The organism is Kitasatospora sp. NPDC054795, from assembly GCF_053611565.1.
On record NZ_JBSHAP010000027.1, the window covers coordinates 46,331 to 63,103 of the forward strand.

At 72.7% G+C, this 16,773-nt stretch carries 17 protein-coding genes; 10 read left to right on the top strand and 7 right to left on the bottom strand.

Annotated features, from left to right (window positions below; translation table 11 throughout):
• The first annotated feature begins 55 nt into the window (after positions 1–55).
• The gene (locus tag ACWGJO_RS12760; RefSeq protein WP_452183443.1) at positions 56–439 is read left to right on the top strand and encodes a hypothetical protein; all 384 of its coding nucleotides are present in this window, start codon (positions 56–58) and stop codon (positions 437–439) included.
• 108 nt (positions 440–547) lie between these two features.
• Here the strand turns inward: ACWGJO_RS12760 and ACWGJO_RS12765 are convergent, their stop codons facing one another.
• From ACWGJO_RS12765 to ACWGJO_RS12775, 3 genes are all read right to left on the bottom strand, one after another.
• A complete protein-coding gene (locus tag ACWGJO_RS12765; protein WP_452183444.1) occupies positions 548–1,486 on the bottom strand; it encodes a hypothetical protein in 939 nt (312 codons plus the stop codon).
• Positions 1,487–1,776: 290 nt separating this feature from the next.
• The gene (locus ACWGJO_RS12770; protein WP_452183445.1) at positions 1,777–2,997 is read right to left on the bottom strand and encodes an acetyl-CoA C-acetyltransferase; all 1,221 of its coding nucleotides are present in this window, start codon (positions 2,995–2,997) and stop codon (positions 1,777–1,779) included.
• 63 nt (positions 2,998–3,060) lie between these two features.
• On the bottom strand, positions 3,061–4,143 hold the full coding sequence (locus ACWGJO_RS12775) for an SGNH/GDSL hydrolase family protein (protein WP_452183446.1): 1,083 nt from the start codon (positions 4,141–4,143) through the stop codon (positions 3,061–3,063).
• A gap of 216 nt (positions 4,144–4,359) precedes the next feature.
• Here ACWGJO_RS12775 and ACWGJO_RS12780 point away from each other — a divergent pair, with 216 nt between their 5' ends.
• From ACWGJO_RS12780 to ACWGJO_RS12800, 5 genes are all read left to right on the top strand, one after another.
• Entirely contained in the window at positions 4,360–5,760 is a 1,401-nt protein-coding gene (locus tag ACWGJO_RS12780) for a cystathionine beta-synthase (protein WP_452183447.1), read from the top strand.
• A gap of 567 nt (positions 5,761–6,327) precedes the next feature.
• On the top strand, positions 6,328–6,666 hold the full coding sequence (locus ACWGJO_RS12785) for a hypothetical protein (RefSeq protein ID WP_359914041.1): 339 nt from the start codon (positions 6,328–6,330) through the stop codon (positions 6,664–6,666).
• Positions 6,667–6,866: 200 nt separating this feature from the next.
• Positions 6,867–8,168: a L,D-transpeptidase gene (locus ACWGJO_RS12790; RefSeq protein ID WP_452183448.1), complete on the top strand. Its 1,302-nt coding sequence runs from the start codon at positions 6,867–6,869 to the stop codon at positions 8,166–8,168.
• Positions 8,169–8,244: 76 nt separating this feature from the next.
• The gene (locus tag ACWGJO_RS12795) at positions 8,245–8,796 is read left to right on the top strand and encodes a SigE family RNA polymerase sigma factor (RefSeq protein ID WP_387695530.1); all 552 of its coding nucleotides are present in this window, start codon (positions 8,245–8,247) and stop codon (positions 8,794–8,796) included.
• Positions 8,793–9,578, top strand: a complete 786-nt coding sequence (locus ACWGJO_RS12800; RefSeq protein WP_452183449.1) for a hypothetical protein — start codon at positions 8,793–8,795, stop codon at positions 9,576–9,578. The genes ACWGJO_RS12795 and ACWGJO_RS12800 overlap by 4 nt, the downstream gene beginning before the upstream one ends.
• 10 nt (positions 9,579–9,588) lie before the next feature.
• On the opposite strand, the gene ACWGJO_RS12805 is transcribed toward ACWGJO_RS12800, so the two are convergent.
• Entirely contained in the window at positions 9,589–9,951 is a 363-nt protein-coding gene (locus tag ACWGJO_RS12805; RefSeq protein ID WP_452183450.1) for a cupin domain-containing protein, read from the bottom strand.
• Positions 9,952–10,112: 161 nt separating this feature from the next.
• Positions 10,113–10,778 carry a peptide-methionine (S)-S-oxide reductase MsrA gene (gene msrA / locus ACWGJO_RS12810; RefSeq protein ID WP_387695533.1) on the bottom strand — a complete coding sequence of 222 codons (666 nt, stop codon included), beginning with the start codon at positions 10,776–10,778 and terminating at the stop codon, positions 10,113–10,115.
• Positions 10,779–11,040: 262 nt separating this feature from the next.
• Between msrA and ACWGJO_RS12815 the strand changes: the two genes are divergently transcribed.
• A complete protein-coding gene (locus ACWGJO_RS12815) occupies positions 11,041–12,195 on the top strand; it encodes a cystathionine gamma-synthase (protein WP_452183451.1) in 1,155 nt (384 codons plus the stop codon).
• A 33-nt stretch (positions 12,196–12,228) separates the two neighbouring features.
• Here ACWGJO_RS12815 and ACWGJO_RS12820 read toward each other — a convergent pair whose 3' ends face one another.
• The gene (locus tag ACWGJO_RS12820) at positions 12,229–12,711 is read right to left on the bottom strand and encodes a MarR family winged helix-turn-helix transcriptional regulator (RefSeq protein WP_359914020.1); all 483 of its coding nucleotides are present in this window, start codon (positions 12,709–12,711) and stop codon (positions 12,229–12,231) included.
• Between the two features lie 122 nt (positions 12,712–12,833).
• Here ACWGJO_RS12820 and ilvA point away from each other — a divergent pair, with 122 nt between their 5' ends.
• The 3 genes from ilvA (at position 12,834) to ACWGJO_RS12835 (ending at position 16,101) form a co-directional block, all read left to right on the top strand.
• Positions 12,834–14,045, top strand: a complete 1,212-nt coding sequence (gene ilvA / locus ACWGJO_RS12825) for a threonine ammonia-lyase (RefSeq protein ID WP_452183452.1) — start codon at positions 12,834–12,836, stop codon at positions 14,043–14,045.
• Positions 14,046–14,198: 153 nt separating this feature from the next.
• A complete protein-coding gene (locus ACWGJO_RS12830; RefSeq protein WP_452183453.1) occupies positions 14,199–15,242 on the top strand; it encodes an ATP-binding cassette domain-containing protein in 1,044 nt (347 codons plus the stop codon).
• Between the two features lies 1 nt (position 15,243).
• The gene (locus ACWGJO_RS12835) at positions 15,244–16,101 is read left to right on the top strand and encodes an ABC transporter permease (protein WP_452183454.1); all 858 of its coding nucleotides are present in this window, start codon (positions 15,244–15,246) and stop codon (positions 16,099–16,101) included.
• A gap of 35 nt (positions 16,102–16,136) precedes the next feature.
• On the opposite strand, the gene greA is transcribed toward ACWGJO_RS12835, so the two are convergent.
• Positions 16,137–16,637, bottom strand: a complete 501-nt coding sequence (gene greA / locus ACWGJO_RS12840; protein ID WP_359899456.1) for a transcription elongation factor GreA — start codon at positions 16,635–16,637, stop codon at positions 16,137–16,139.
• Positions 16,638–16,773: the final 136 nt, after the last annotated feature.

Sequence of the window (16,773 nt, forward strand, 5' to 3'; positions counted from 1 at the left end):
GGCCCCGGAGCGACTCGCTCCGGGGCCCGGCGGCTTTTCGCCTAGGCTCGCTGCCATGCATGACGTAGCGCCCCTGGACGTGGATCCCCTGGTCGAAGCCGCCGAATCCCTGGCGGATCGTTTCCGCTCGCTGCCGCAGAGCAAGCTGCTGGGCGCCGTGCCCGGGTACGGGTCGCGGGCGGCGGCCGCGCTGGAGCTGGCCCGGCGGCTGGTCGCGCTGACGGCGGCGGTGGAGGGCGGCCCGCGACGGGAGTTCCCGGACGCCGGGGCCTTCGCGGCGGGGGACCAGCTGGCCGTCGCCGCCCACGACCTGGCGGCCGCGCTCGCGGCGCTGCCGGAGGGCGCGGAGGTGGCGCTGCAGGACGGGCCGGTGGCGGCGGCCGAGGTGCTGGCCCGGGCGGTGGCCGCGGTGCGGGAGACGGCGGCGCTCTGCGGCTGAGGCCCCGGGACGCGCACACGCCGAAGGCCGGCCGAGTCGGTAACCCCGTGACCCGGCCGGCCTTCGGTGCGCCGCGCGCTGGTGATCCCGCTGTCCGGTGAGGTGGTGTCAGATGCTGGCGACCACCCGGTCGGCGAGCACGTAGACGGCCTCCTCGTCGGTGGAGAAGGTCAGCGAGTACGAGCCGGAGAAGCGCGAGCCGCCGAGCAGTCGGACGTGCTCACCGGCACGGACCGCGTCGATCAGCCGGTAGGCGGCCTCCCGGTCGCCCGGGGCCACGCAGAGGGTGGTTCCGTCGGCGAAGGCGTACACGTCCAGGGTGCCCAGCGGGCCGGGGCGGACGTCGATCAGGGCGACGGCCTCCTCGGAGAGGGCGGCCAGCCGGGTGTCGGTCCACTCCCGGGACGGCGCCTGGCTGGGCACGAAGTCGGGGTGCGAGGGGTGGCGGCGCGGGTCGGGCGCGGCGACCGGGGCCTCCTCGACGGCCTGATCGGCGTCCAGCAGCCCGGCCTCCAGGCCGGTGGCCAGCAGGTCGGCCTCGCGGCGGGCCCGGGCGTCCTTGGTCTCGCCGGCCGGGTGGCCGGGGCGCAGCGGGACGCCGCCCTCGGTGCCGGGCTCGGCCGGGGCGGTGCCGCCCTCGTTGATCAGGTCCTCCAGCGCGGAGCGCAGCGCCTCGCCGAACTCCGGGTCCATCGTCCCGGCGTTGTCGACGGCGTCCTGCGGGCCGGTGGGGCGGGGGAAGAACAGCGGCCACTCGTCGGTGCCGGAGAACGCGCCGGAGAACGGGGAGTCGAACAGCGGGGCGTCCTCGGCCGCGCGGGCCTCCTGCTCGGCCCAGAACGCCCGGGCCTCGGTGATCTCCCGCTCGCGGTCGGCGGCGAGCGCCTCGGCGACGGCCCGGCGTATCGCGGCCTCGTCCACCGGGGCGGGCGCGGCCGGGGCCGCGGCCTGCGCGTCCAGTCGGCGGGAGAGTCCGCGGAGGTGGAGCAGCACGGCGGTCGACACGGCGATCAGGATCAGCAGCAGGATGGTGTAGACGGCGCTCACGGAACGTACTCCTAGCGAGGAGCGGAACGGGGTTACGTGTCCACACTGCCGCATGCGGGGCTGTTACCGCAGTGGCGAATGTCCAATTCGTCCAGGACTTTCGCTCTTGTCCCCAAATTGTTAGGTAACACCGTTCTACGCAGTGGAGTTGATCCGCTCCGCAGTGTCGATTTCCGGGCCGAAAACGAACGAAAAGAGGGCCGGATCGACCTCGCGGTGTGATTCGGCCCTCAATTACGCTGCGTCACTCCAAATGAGTGGTCCAGACCCTTCGGAGGGTGCCCCGAGGGTCAGCTCAGGCGCTCGACGACCATCGCCATGCCCTGGCCGCCGCCGACGCACATGGTCTCCAGGCCGAACTGCTTGTCGTGCCACTGCAGGGAGTTGATCAGGGTGGTGGTGATCCGGGCACCGGTCATGCCGAAGGGGTGGCCGATCGCGATCGCGCCGCCGTTGACGTTCAGCTTGTCCAGGTCGACGCCGAGGTCACGGTAGGAGGGGATCACCTGGGCCGCGAAGGCCTCGTTGATCTCGACCAGGTCGATGTCGTCGATGGTCAGGCCGGCCCGCTTGAGCGCCTGCCGGGAGGCCTCGACCGGGCCGTAGCCCATGATCTCGGGGGAGAGCGCGCTGACGCCGGTGGAGACCACCCGGGCGAGCGGGGTGATGCCGAGCTCGCGGGCCTTGGTGTCGGACATGATGACCAGCGCGGCCGCGCCGTCGTTCAGCGGGCAGCAGTTACCGGCCGTCACGGTGCCGTCCGGGCGGAACACCGGCTTCAGGCCGGACACGCCCTCCAGGGTGACGCCGGCGCGCGGGCCGTCGTCCGCGCTGACCACGGTGCCGTCCGGGAGCGTCACCGGGGTGATCTCGCGCTCCCAGAAGCCGGACGCGATGGCGGCCTCGGCGAGGTTCTGCGAGCGGACGCCGAACTCGTCCTGCTCGGCGCGGGTGATGCCCTTGAGCGCGGCCAGGTTCTCGGCGGTCTGGCCCATCGCGATGTAGGCGTCCGGCAGCAGGCCGTCCTCGCGCGGGTCGTGCCACGCGCCGCCGCCCTCCTCCGCGCGCTTCTTGGTGCGCGCCCGGGCCTCGTCGAAGACCGGGTTCATGGTGCCCGGCATGCCGTCCGAGGTGCCGTTCACGCTGCGGGAGACGGTCTCCACGCCGGCCGAGACGAACACGTCGCCCTCGCCCGCCCTGATCGCGTGCAGCGCCATCCGCGTGGTCTGCAGCGAGGAGGAGCAGTAGCGGGTGATGGTCGCGCCGGGCAGGTAGTCCATGCCCATCTGGACGGCCACGATGCGGGCCAGGTTGTGGCCCTGCTCGCCGCCGGGCAGGCCGCAGCCCAGCATCAGGTCGTCGATCTGGCGGGGGTCGAGCTGGGGCACCTTGGCCAGAGCGGCCTGGATGATGTGGGCGGTCAGGTCGTCCGGGCGGACGTCCTTGAGCGAGCCCTTGAAGGCCCGGCCGATCGGCGAACGGGCAGCGCTGACGATGACGGCTTCGGGCATGGCGGGCTCCTCGCTGAGTGACGGCGGACCTGACGTCCGGGAGGAAAGTTACCGCCTGGTAGGTCAGTCGTCATCCGAAGCAGCGTGTGAGCTGGCCGACGTATTCCCAGGGGCTTCGCCGGCGCGCGGACCGGCTTCCTTCCCGCCCTCCGGGCCGCCCGGGCCGATCCGCAGCCGGTGCCTCAGCTGGGCCCAGCGGCGGCCCGCGCCCTCCGCCGCCACGGCCGCCACCTCGGTGCCCTCCCGCCCGGCCGCCGCGGCGGCCGCGACCGCGACCGGCAGCACCGCGGCGCCCCGGACGGCCGTGGCCGGGCGGTCCTCCTGGGGCCAGAGCCCCAGCACGGCGCAGACCGAGGGCAGTACGGCCATCGCGGCGGTCGCGTAGCCCTGGGCGGAAGGGTGGTAGCGGTCGGCGGCGAACATCTCGGGGCGCGCGGCGAACTCCGGGCCCAGCAGTGAGCCCAGCGAGACCGTCCGGCCGCCCGCCTCCACCACCGCGATGGTCTGCGCGGCGGCCAGCTGCCGGCTCAGCCGGCGGGCCACCCAGCGCAGCGGCGGCCGCACCGGCTTGATCGTGCCGAGGTCCGGGCAGGTGCCCACGACCACCTCGCAGCCGTTGGCGCGCAGGGCGGCGACGGCCTCGCCGAGCTGGCGGACGGCCAGTTGGGCCGGGCTGTGCCGGGTCACGTCGTTGGCGCCGATCATGATCACGGCGACGTCCGGGCGGTGCGGCAGCGCCTGCTCCAGCTGGCCGGAGAGGTCGGCGGAGCGGCCTCCGGAGCGGGCCACGTTGACCAGCCGGACCGGGCGCTCGGCCACCGAGGCGAGGCCCGCGGCCAGCAGCGCGCCCGGCGTCTCGCCGGAGCGGGCCACGCCGAGACCGGCGCCGGTGGAGTCGCCGAGGACGGCCAGCACGAGCGGGGCCTGCGGGGCGGTGGAGTGGTCGGCGAAGGCCTCGCCGTAGACGCCGTCGGCCCTGGGCGGGTGGGTCTCCAGGACGCCGATGGCCTGGATCGCGAGTTTGCTCTCGGTCAGCAGCAGGCCGACCAGGCCCACCCCGAGCAGGCCGAGCCCGCCGCCGCCGTACGCCGCGGCGGTGGCGATCCGGCGGGCCACCCGGGCCCGCGAGTGCTGCGCCCCTGGCATCCCGGTGCCCCCTTCCCGTGCTCCTGCCGGCCCCTCCGGGCCACGGCAATGCCTGCACAGCGCTCTTACCCGCGCGGGGGCCGGGAGTACCGGGGGTGTCGGCGGGGGTGGGCCATTGGGGGCGGTGGGATGGAGGGGAACCGCGGGGCGGGTGCCACGCCCTACGCTTTGCAGTACCGATAAGCAGTCGCACGCCCACACTCCGGGAGGATCCCCGTGCGGTACCACAACTCGATCATCGATCTGGTCGGCAACACGCCGCTGGTCAAGCTGAACAAGGTCACCGAGGGCATCAGCGCGACAGTGCTGGCGAAGGTCGAGTACTTCAACCCCGGTGGCTCGGTCAAGGACCGCATCGCGATGCGCATGATCGAGGCCGCCGAGGCCTCGGGCGCCCTCAAGCCGGGTGGCACCATCGTCGAGCCGACCTCCGGCAACACCGGTGTCGGCCTGGCGATCGTGGCCCAGCAGAAGGGCTACAAGTGCATCTTCGTCTGTCCGGACAAGGTGTCCACCGACAAGATCAACACCCTGCGCGCGTACGGCGCCGAGGTGGTCGTCTGTCCGACCGCCGTCGCTCCGGAGCACCCGGACTCGTACTACAACGTCTCCGACCGCCTGGTCCGGGAGACCCCGAACGCCTGGAAGCCGGACCAGTACTCCAACCCGGACAACCCGGCCTCGCATTACCACTCCACCGGCCCGGAGCTGTGGGAGCAGACCGAGGGGAAGATCACCCACTTCGTGGCGGGCGTCGGCACCGGCGGCACCATCTCCGGCACCGGCAACTACCTGAAGGAGGTCTCCGGCGGCAAGGTCCAGGTGATCGGCGCCGACCCGGAGGGCTCGGTCTACTCGGGCGGCACCGGCCGGCCGTACCTGGTCGAGGGCGTCGGTGAGGACTTCTGGCCGACCGCCTACGACCGCGGCGTCGCGGACGGGATCGTCGCCGTCTCCGACAAGGACTCGTTCCAGATGACCCGCCGCCTGGCCAAGGAGGAGGGCCTGCTGGTCGGCGGCTCCTGCGGCATGGCCGTGGTGGCCGCGCTGGAGGTGGCCCGCGGGCTCGGGCCGGACGACGTCGTGGTGGTGCTGCTGCCGGACGGCGGCCGCGGCTACCTGTCGAAGATCTTCAACGACGACTGGATGGCCGACTACGGCTTCCTGCCCTCGTCCACCGACGAGGCGCACATCGGCGAGGTGCTGGCCCGCAAGGAGTCCATCGCGCAGGGCGGCGTCCCGCAGTTCGTCCACATGCACCCCAACGAGACGGTCGCCGAGGCGGTCCGGGTGCTGCGCGAGTACGGCGTCTCGCAGATGCCGGTGGTCTCCCCGGGGGCCGGCCACCCGGACATCATGGCCGGCGAGGTGATCGGCTCGGTGGTGGAGAAGCTGCTGCTGGAGGGCATCTTCGCCAAGGACATCGAGCTCACCGACACGCTGGACAAGGTGATGTCCAAGCCGCTGCCGGTGGTCGGCTCGGGCGAGACCGTCACCAACCTGATGAGCGTGCTGGAGAAGGCCGACGCGGCCGTCGTGCTGGTCGAGGGCAAGCCGCAGGGCATCGTCACCCGCCAGGACCTGCTGGGCTTCCTGACCGGTCGCAGCCAGCACTGACCCGGCGTCACCGGCGCCCCGTCACCGCCCTGTCGTCACGCTCCCGTTGCCGCGGACGGGCGCGGAGGATTCGTCCACGGCGGAAGTGGTACACCGGCGTCACCTGTCCGCAGCACGTGGTTAACACGGCTCGGGCATCGTGGTGGTCAACGGCAGGACGCCGAGTGAGGCGACGGCAACCGTCCGGGAGCGGCTCCCCGGCGACCGCGGTCGGCTCCGGACACATCGGGTGGCCCTGACCCGGCCGCTGTGTCCTCCGCCGTGGGAGGCGCCGTCGTCCCGCCCCTGCCCGGCCCCGGCCGGCTGACAGGGTGCGGCGGCTCCCGCGGCAGCACCGCGCCGCACGGCGCGTGTCCCCGCGACTCCCGGGTGGGGGAGTCCAGGCGGGGCAACGGTGGGGCCGGTCCTTCTCCGAGGGGCCGGCCCCTTCCGTTCGCGCTGTTCGCGCTGTTCGCGCTGTTCGCGCTGTTCGCGCTGTTCGCGCTGTTCGCGCCGGGCGCGCGGGGTGTGCTCCGGGCGGCCGCCCGTGCTCCGCGCCGGGCGCGGCCGTCCCGTACGCTCGCACGCATGACCAGCACTGAAACGACCGACCAGGATGCCCCGCGCTACGTCCGGGTGAAGATCGAGCTCATCGCGGAGATCACCGACGAGGGCGCGCTGAAGGCCGCCGCCCTGGAGGCGGTCACCGCGGACGAGTACCTCGACGACGAGGAGCGCGCCCAGTCCGTCGAGGCCATCGAGGTGGACCCGTCGGGTTCGCTCGCCCACTTCATCGACCCCGTCGCGCTGCTCGGCGACGTGCCCGGCGTGGAGCTCGCCTCGGCGACCTGGGAGTCGGCGCAGACCGAGTTCGACCCGGACGACGAGGAGTGGGACGAGTACCAGGTGGAGGGGTCCGCCGAGTAGGACGGAACCGCCGGGTGACGGTGCTCGCCGTCACCGCCCGTGAACGCCCGGTCCGCTCCGCGGGCCGGGCGTTTCGTCCCTGTTCGTCAGGAAGTTGGGTCATCTCATACGATCGCTTACCCTTCGGTGGTGGAACCGTGAACGGGCGTATTGCGTTTCTGTATCCGTAATGCCCGGGATGATCAGCAGGGAGACGCGACGTGACGGCACGGGACGGTCAGGGGCGGGTGGCCGGAAGCAACTGGAGCCGACGCGGGGTCCTCGCGGGACTGATCGGCGCGCCCGTCCTGCTGCTGGCGGCCTGCAACGACAACAGCGGCGGCGGCAGCGGTAACGGCGCCGGCGGCAACGGCAACGGCGGCGGCAGCGGCTCCGGCGGAGCGAGCGGCACCCCGGCCGGTGGCGGTGCGAGCAGCGCCCCGAAGACCTCGGCCGCGGTCATCACCGTCGCCCCGGCCGACGGCGCCGCCTCCGCGAGCTTCAGCGAGCCGGTCAAGGTCACCGTCGCCAACGGCACCCTGACCAGCGTCAAGGTCACCGACAGCACCGGCAAGGAGCTGGCCGGCCAGCTCTCCGCCGACGGCACCGGCTGGACCTCGGCCGCCGCCCCCGCCAGCGGCACCAAGTACACCGTCGCCGCCACCGCCCTCGACAAGGACAAGCTGGAGGCGGACTCCAACGCCGTCTTCACCACGGCGACCCCGGCCAACACCTTCGTGGGCTACTTCACCCCCGAGGACGGCTCCACCGTCGGCGTCGGCATGCCGGTCTCGATCAACTTCAGCAAGCCGGTCACCGACCGCAAGGCCGTCCAGCAGGCGATCACGGTGATAGCCGAGCCGGGCGTCGAGATCGTCGGCCACTGGTTCTCCAGCACCCGACTCGACTTCCGGCCGCAGGAGTACTGGGCCAAGGGCACCAAGGTCACCCTCAAGCTCCGGCTCAAGGACGTCGAGGGCGCCAAGGGCGTCTACGGCACCCAGTCCAAGGACGTGAGCTTCACCATCGGCCGCGCCCAGACCAGCGTCGCCGACCTCGCCACCAAGAAGCTCACCGTCACCACCGACGGCCAGGTCAGCGCGGTGTACAAGATCTCCGGCGGCTCGCCCGAGCACACCACCTGGGGCGGCAAGATGGTGATCTCCGAGCAGTACACCCAGACCCGGATGAACTCCCAGACGGTCAACCTGGGCAGCGAGTACGACATCGCGGACGTGCCGCACGCCCAGCGCCTCAGCACCTCGGGCACCTTCATCCACGGCAACTACTGGTCCTCGCCGTCGATCTTCGGCGGCCAGAACACCAGCCACGGCTGCATCGGCCTGCGGGACGCCCAGGGCGCCCAGGACTCCGGTACGGACGGCTTCAAGTTCTACAAGTCCTCGATGGTCGGCGACGTGGTCGAGGTCGTGAACTCCGGCGACAAGACGGTCGCCCCGGACAACGGCCTGAACGGCTGGAACATGGGCTGGGCCGCCTGGAAGGCCGGCAGCGCCGTCTGACCCGGCACCGCACCCCGGACGGAAGAACTTTCCGGGCGGACCGAACCTCGCGGTCCGCCCGAGGAGTAGGACGGGTGTGAAACGCGAGCAGAGGCAGCGGCAGGACGACGAGTTCAGCGCGTTCGTCGCCGGGAGCGGCCGCCAACTGCTGCGGCTGGCCGAGCTGCTGACCGGAGACCCGGACCGGGCCAAGGACATCGTGCAGTCGGCGCTGGAACGCGCCTACCTGCACTGGCACCGGATCACCGGCGACGACCCCACCGCGTACGTCCGCAGGATCGTGGTGAACCAGCACCGCGACTGGTGGCGCCGGTTGCGCAACCACGAGCTGCCCATCGAACGCGTCCCCGACCGGCCGCTCGCCGACGACCTCGCCGAACGGCAGGCCGAACGGGCCGTGCTGCACCAGGCGCTGGGCACACTCACCCGCCGGGAGCGGACGGTCGTCGTGCTGCGGTACTACGGAGACCTCACCGAGGCCGCCATCGCGGCCGAACTGGGCATCGCCCCGGGCACGGTGAAGAGCACGCTGCACCGGGCGATGTCGAAGCTGCGCGCACTGCCCGAACTCGCCGACCGCTCCGGCGTGGCGGTGGGTCCCACGACGCACATCGAGGTGACGGTATGAGCTTCGAGCGCCGGATCGGCGAACTGCTCAAGGACGAGGACCCCTACGCGGTCGGGCCGGACCCGGTGGTGATCATCGCGGGCGCCCGGCGCCGCCGGGCCAGGCGCAGGGCGGGGACCGGGGCCGCCGTGGTCGCGGTGGCCGTGGTCTGCGGGGTGACGGCGGTGACGGCCGGGAACGCCCGGCACGCCGGGCGGATCGCGGGCGAGGCCGGGGCGGCGATGACGCCCTCGGCGGCGACGGCCGCGGGGGCGCCCGACGTCCCGGTGCCCACCGCGCCGTCGCCGATCGGGCTGCCGTTGTCGCCGGTGAAGCGGGTCGTGGCGAAGGAGAAGGTCGAGGTAGTCCCCGGGATCCGGCTGTCGGTGACCCCGACCCAGGACTGCCAGGACACCGTCGAACCGGCGACCGGCGCCTACGGGCGCACGGCGTGCACCGACGTCCTCTCCGCCCCCGGCATGCCGTACGACCGGCCCGGCATCACCCTGGCCTTCAACGAGACGGCCGACCGCCTCGTCGTGCACAGCTACTACCGGGGGCCGACCCCGGCCCGGATCGTCCTCTTCGTGGGCGGCAGGCCCACCGTCGCCACCCTGCTCACCACCCCGGGCATGCAGGGCTGGATCTCCTACTACGGCGACCTGCCGCGGGCCGGCCTCCGGACGGGGAGGTTGCAGGCCGTCCCGGCCGTCGGGGCCTACGACGCCGCCGGGAAGCTCCTGGCGGGAAGCCCCGGCCAGGCGGCGGACGGGGCCGCGGAGAAGCCGCCCGCCATGCTCTGAGGCGTTCCGTTCACCGCTTCGCGTAGTCCGCGAAGCCCTGCCAGTCGATGATCACACAGGCCTCCGGGCCCACCGTCCAGGCGTCGTGCCCGGGCGGACAGAGCATGAAGTCGCCGGGGCCGACCTCGAATCCCCGGCCGTCGTCCATGACGATCTTCATCCGGCCGGAGACCACGTACCCGGCGTGGGAGGCCTGGCAGCTGTCGGTCCCGGCGATCGGCTTCACGTGCTTGGACCACTGCCAACCCGGTTCGAACACGGCCCGGCCCACCGGGCCGCCGTCCAGGTTGACCAGTCGCAGCTCCCCCGTGCCCTCCTCGAAGGGACGGACTTCCTCGGGATCGTCGAAGTTCCGCTGGTAGAGACCGGACATGGCGCACTCCTCTCCCACGAGGACGGCCCGGCCACCCGTGGGTGGCCGGGCCGGCCCTGCTGGCCCTTCCAGTCTGCGCCCCGATCGGGGATCGGTCACGTTGAGTGGCCGCTCCCGGGCCCGGCCCGTGCCGCTCCCGGGCCTTCCCGGCGCCCGGGAGGTCAGCCCCGGGTGCGGGCCACGCCGATCGGGCAGGAGGCCCCGGTGCCGCCGAGACCGCAGTAACCGCTGGGGTTCTTGGCCTCCGACAGGTACTGCTGGTGGTACGGCTCGGCGGGGTGGAACGGGCCCGCCGGGGCGATCTCGGTGGTGATCGGGCCGTAACCGAGCGCGGTCAGCGAGGGCTGGAACGCGTCCCGGGTGGCCGCCGCGGCCTCGGCCTGGGCCGGGGAGTGGGTGTAGACGGCGGAGCGGTACTGGGTGCCCACGTCGTTGCCCTGACGGTTGCCCTGGGTCGGGTCGTGCGCCTCCCAGAAGGTCTTCAGCAGGCGCTCGTAGGGGATCACCGCAGGGTCGTACACCACCCGGACCGCCTCGGTGTGCCCGGTAAGCCCGCTGCACACCTCCTCGTACGTCGGGTTGGGGGTGTGGCCGCCCTGGTAGCCGACCAGCGTCGTCCAGACGCCGGGGAGCTGCCAGAAGACGCGTTCGGCGCCCCAGAAGCAGCCGAGCCCGAAGTCGGCCACCTCCAGGCCGTCCGGGTACGGGCCGGTCAGCGGGTGGCCGAGCACGGTGTGCGGCTCGGTCAGGGTGAAGGCCGGGGTCGGCCGGCCGGGCAGCGCCTGGTCGGCGGGGACGAGCGAGGTCTTGTGGCGGTTGAACAGCACGGCCTGCTCCAGCGGGTCGGGGATCCTGGCACGGTGTGCAACGCGAACGGCCGCCCCCGGATTCCGGGAGCGGCCGTCGCGGCCGTCGGCGGCGGCCGGTCGGGCCCGGCGCTGAACGCGTGTTCGACCGATGGGGTCGCGGCGGTCGGAGGGGCCCGCGCGCCGCGCCTGCGGCCCGCCGTACCACCGCTCCCACCTGCGGGTTCGTCCCGATCGTCGGTTCGTGCGGGCTCGACGGCATTCGCACACTAGGCTCGGACCCATGACCGAGCACCAGCTTCCTCAGGGCTTCGAGACCCTCGCCATCCACGCGGGTCAGGAGGCAGACCCCCAGACCGGGGCCGTCGTCACGCCGATCTACCAGGTGTCCACCTACAAGCAGGACGGGGTGGGCGGCCTGCGGGGCGGCTACGAGTACAGCCGCAGCGCCAACCCGACCCGTACCGCGCTGGAGGAGTGCCTCGCGGCGCTGGAGGGCGGCGCCCGCGGCCTCGCCTTCGCCTCCGGCCTGGCCGCCGAGGACACCCTGCTGCGCAGCATCCTCAAGCCGGGCGACCACATCGTGATCCCCAACGACGCCTACGGCGGCACCTTCCGGCTGTTCGCCAAGGTGCTGACCCGCTGGGGCGTCGAGTTCTCCGTGGCCAACACCCAGGACCTGGCCACCGTCCGCGACGCGATCCGCCCCAACACCCGCGCGGTGTGGGTGGAGACCCCGTCCAACCCGCTGCTGGGCATCACCGACCTGGCCGCGCTCGCCGAGGTCGCCCACGGCGCCGGTGCGCTGCTGGTGGTCGACAACACCTTCGCCAGCCCGTACCTCCAGCAGCCGATCGCGCTCGGCGCGGACGCCGTGGTGCACTCCACCACCAAGTACATGGGCGGCCACTCGGACGTGGTCGGCGGTGCGCTGGTGCTGGCCGACGCGGGCCTCGGCGAGGAGGTGGCGTACCACCAGAACGCGATGGGCGCCGTCTCCGGCCCGTTCGACGCCTGGCTGGTGCTGCGCGGCATCAAGACGCTGGGCGTCCGGATGGACCGGCACAGCGCCAACGCGGAGAAGGTCGCCGAGCTGCTGGCGAGCCACCCGAAGGTCAGCCAGGTGCTCTACCCGGGCCTGCCCGAGCACCCCGGCCACGACATCGCGGCCAAGCAGATGAAGGCCTTCGGCGGCATGGTCTCGTTCCGGGTCGCCGGCGGCGAGGAGGCGGCCGTCGAGGTCTGCAACCGCGCGCAGCTGTTCACCCTCGGCGAGTCGCTCGGCGGCGTCGAGTCGCTGATCGAGCACCCGGGCCGGATGACCCACGCCTCGGTGGCGGGCTCGGCGCTGGAGGTGCCGTCCGACCTGGTGCGCGTCTCGGTCGGCATCGAGTCGATCGACGACCTGCTGGCCGACCTCAAGCAGGCGCTGGGCTGAGGCGATAGGGGCCCCGCGGCCCCTCGTCGCCGCTCACTGCCCCTGCTGGTCCGCCGTGTACGTCTCCATCGCGAGGTTGAAGCGGGCCAGCAGGGCGCAGAACGCGTGCTGCTCCTCCGGTGGCCAGTCGGCCACCAGGCGGCGGGTCAACTCGGCCCGGCCGTCCCGGACTTCGGTGAGCCGGCCGACGCCGTGCGAGGTCAGCGCGAGCCGTACGGCACGGCGGTCGGCCGGGTCCTGCACCCGGCCGACCAGCCCGGCCGCGACCAGCGGGGCGACCTGGCGGGTCACCGTGGAGGAGTCCACGCCCAGGGCCTCGGCCAGGGCCTTGACGTTGGCCGGCCCGTGCCGCTCCAGCCGGTCGAGCAGCAGATAGGCGGCCCGGTCCAGCGCCCCGACCCCGCCGCCGGAGGTCCGGACCTGCTCCATCCGGCGCGCGAACACCGCGAGCTGGTACTGGAGTCGGGCGTGCACGGGGTCGATGCGGTCGGTGGCCTGGGGCGAGGTCGTCGTCATCGCGGCTCACGATCGTCGTGCGGTGAGGGAGGCTCAGAAGCAGCAGAGTACGCGGGCCGGGCGGGCCCGGGAACAGGCCCGACATCCCGGATTGCCGCCGCCCCCACCCGTAGTCTGGCGCCATGCACACCTGGCCGATCACCCTCGACGACGTCCGCGGTGCCCAGAAGATGCTCGCCGGGGTCGCGCGGGTGACCCCGATGGAGGGCAGCCGGTACCTCTCCGGGCTGATCGGTACGCCGGTCCACCTGAAGTGCGAGAACCTCCAGCGCACCGGGTCCTTCAAACTGCGCGGGGCGTACGTGCGGATCGCGGGACTCTCGCCGGTGCAGCGGGCCGGCGGGGTGGTGGCGGCGAGCGCCGGCAACCACGCCCAGGGAGTGGCGCTGGCGGCCGCGCTGCTGGGCGTGCGCTCCACGGTGTTCATGCCGGTGGCCGCGCCGCTGCCGAAGGTCGCGGCGACCCGCGAGTACGGCGCCGAGGTGCGGTTGCACGGTGCCACCGTGGACGAGGCCCTGCAGGCCGCGCAGCGGTACGCGGAGGCGACCGGCGCGGTGTTCATCCACCCCTTCGACCACTGGGACGTGGTCACCGGGCAGGCGACCGTCGGCCTGGAGATCCTGGAGCAGTGCCCGGAGGTGCGGACCGTCCTGGTCGGGGTGGGCGGGGGCGGACTGCTGGCCGGGATCGCGGCGGCGGTCAAGCCGCTGCGGCCGGACGTGCGGGTGGTCGGGGTGCAGGCGGCCGGTGCGGCCGCGTACCCGCCCTCGCTGGCGGCCGGGCGGCCGGTGTCGCTGGAGCACTTCGCCACCATGGCGGACGGGATCATGGTCGGGCGCCCCGGCGACATCCCGTTCGAGGTGGTCAACACGCTGGCGGACGGCATCCGTACGGTCTCCGAGGACGCGCTGTCGCGGGCGCTGCTGCTCGGGCTGGAGCGGCTGAAGCTGGTGGTGGAGCCGGCCGGGGCGGCGCCGATCGCGGCGCTGCTGGAGCAGCCGGACTCCTTCGAGGGCCCGGTGGTGGCGGTGCTGTCCGGTGGCAACATCGACCCCCAGCTGATGCAGCGGGTGCTGCGGCACGGGCTGGCGGCGGCCGGGCGCTACCTGTCGCTGCGGGTGCGGCTGGCGGACCGGCCGGGCGCGCTGGCGGACCTGCTGTCGGTGCTGACCAGGGTGGACGCCAACGTGCTGGACGTGGCGCACGTGCGGATCGACCCGCGGCTGGGGCTGACCGAGGTCGAGGTGGACCTGCACCTGGAGACCAAGGGACCGGAGCACTGCGCGCTGGTGGTCGGGGAGTTGCGGGACGCGGGGTACGTGGTCTCCCGCTGAGCCCCCTCCCTTGACGCGATATATCGCGTACTGGGAGACTCGCGATACATCGCGTTCTGGCCCCGCGGGCCGAGAATCGGGTCGCCCGTGCGCCCAATATCAGGGCAAAGTGGGACAGATCGCCCCATATGTTCGAGGAGATGAGGCAAGGCCATGGCGCCAGCCATCCAAGCCGAGAACCTGGTGAAGACCTTCGGCGACGTACGAGCCCTGGACGGCGTCAGCCTCGACGTCCCCGAGGGCACGGTGCTCGGGCTGCTCGGCCCGAACGGCGCCGGGAAGACCACCACCGTGCGGGTCCTCACCACCCTGCTCCGCCCCGACTCCGGCCGCGCGGTGGTCGCCGGGGTCGACGTGCTCAAGCACCCCAACCGGGTCCGCAGCCTGATCGGCCTGTCCGGCCAGTACGCGGCGGTCGACGAGTACCTGACCGGCTTCGAGAACCTCACCATGGTCGGTGAGCTCTACCAGATGAGCAACCGTGCCGCGAAGGCCCGGGCGCTGGAGCTGCTGGAGTGGTTCAACCTCACCGCGGCCAAGGACCGCACCGCCAAGACCTACTCCGGCGGCATGCGCCGGCGCCTGGACCTCGCCGCCGCGCTGGTCGTCCGGCCGCCGGTGATGTTCCTGGACGAGCCGACCACCGGCCTCGACCCGCGCAACCGGCTCGCGCTCTGGGAGGTCATCGAGACGCTGGTCGAGCAGGGCACCACGCTGCTGCTCACCACCCAGTACCTGGAGGAGGCCGACCGGCTCGCCCACGACATCGCGGTCGTCGACCAGGGCCGGGTGATCGCCCGCGGCACCGCCGACCAGCTCAAGGCGCAGATCGGCGGCGAGCGGATCGAGGTCGTGGTGCACGAGCCCGGCCTGGTCGCCGACGCGGTCGCCGCGCTGTCCGGCTACGCGCTGAACGAACCGACGGTGGAGCGGAACACCCGCCGGATCACCGCGCCGGTCACCGGCGGCGCCCGGGTGCTCGCCGACGTGATCCGCGAGCTGGACTCCCGCGGGATCGAGATGGACGACATCGGCCTGCGCCGCCCGACCCTGGACGACGTCTTCCTCACCCTCACCGGCCACGTCGCCGAGGAGCGCCCCGAGGAGGAGAACGGTGCCGGCCGCAAGGCGCGCGGCCGGGGCGGGAGCGGCCCGGGGCCGGACAAGCAGGCCGTCGCGGCCGGGAAGGAGAGCTGAGATGAGCACCGCCACCGAGCATGCCATCGGCCCGGCGATACCCAGGCAGCGCCGGGGGGTCGCCGCCGCCCTGCACGACTCCTGGGTGGTCGCCAAGCGCAACCTGCGCCGGATGACCCGCATCCCGGAGATCGTGGTCTTCGGGCTGATGCAGCCGGTCATGTTCGTGCTGCTGTTCTCGTACGTGATGGGCGGGGCGATCAAGATCCCCGGCACGAGCTCCGGCTCGGACACGTACATCCAGTTCCTGATGGCCGGCATCTTCGCCCAGACCGTCACCTTCGCCGTCGCCGGAGCCTCGGCGGGCATCGCGGAGGACATGAGCAAGGGGCTGGTGGACCGGTTCCGCTCGCTGCCGATGGCCCGTTCGGCGGTGCTGGTCGGCCGCACCCTCGCGGACCTGTGCCAGACCGCGTTCATCCTGGTCGTGCTGGCGATGGTCGCGTTGCTGGTCGGCTGGCGGATCCACGACGGCCTGCTCAACGCGCTCGCCGCCTTCGGCCTGCTGCTCCTGCTCGGCTACGCCTTCTCCTGGATCGGCGCGCTGATCGGCCTGTCGGTGCGCAGCCCCGAGGCGGCCACCTCGGCCGGGCTGATCTGGCTGTTCCCGCTGACCTTCGTGTCCAACGCCTTCGTGCCGGTCACCTCGATGCCGGAGTGGCTCCAGCCGGTCGCGTACTGGAACCCGTTCAGCGCCACCGTGCAGGCCTGCCGGGTGCTGTTCGGCAACCAGGTCGGGCCGGTGGACAGCGCCTGGCCGATGCAGCACGCGGCGCTGGTGTCGGTGCTGTGGTCGATCGTGATCACCGCGGTGTTCTCCTGGCTGTCGGTGCGCAAGTACCGCTCCTCGACCGTCTGACCGGGCGCCGTCCGGAACGCCGCAGGGCGGCCGGATCAGCCGGCGTGCGGCACGACCTTGACGATCTTCACCATGGCCGGCTTGCCGTTCGGCAGCTCGTAGGTGGCCTCGTCGCCGATCCGCTTGCCGTCGATGGCGCGGCCCAGCGGGGACTGCGGGGAGTAGACGTCCAGGTCGTCGGCGCCCGCGACCTCGCGGGAGGCCAGCAGGAACTCCATGAGGTCGTCCGCGTCGCCGTCGAAGGCGACCGTGACGACCATGCCCGGGGCCACCACGCCCGAGTCGGCCGGCGCCTCGCCGACCTTGGCCCGCTCCAGCAGCTGGGTCAGCTGACGGATGCGCAGCTCGTACTTCCCCTGCTCCTCCTTCGCCGCGTGGTAGCCGGCGTTCTCCTTGAGGTCGCCCTCCTCGCGCGCCGCCTCGATCTTCTGGGCGATCTCGATGCGCCAGGGCCCGGTCAGGTGTTCCAGCTCGGCCTTGAGCTGGTCGTAGCCGGCCTGAGTGAGCCAGGTCACGTTCTCGCTGGTCTGGGTCACGGGTGCTCCTCGTAGGTGCTGGGGGCTGTGCTGAGGGTGTGAGTCGTCAGCAGGGGTCGGTGGTGATATCGGTCTCAACTACAAAGCAACGCCCGCTCCCGTACCATCCGGTGCGGAAGGGGCGAAACCACGAGAC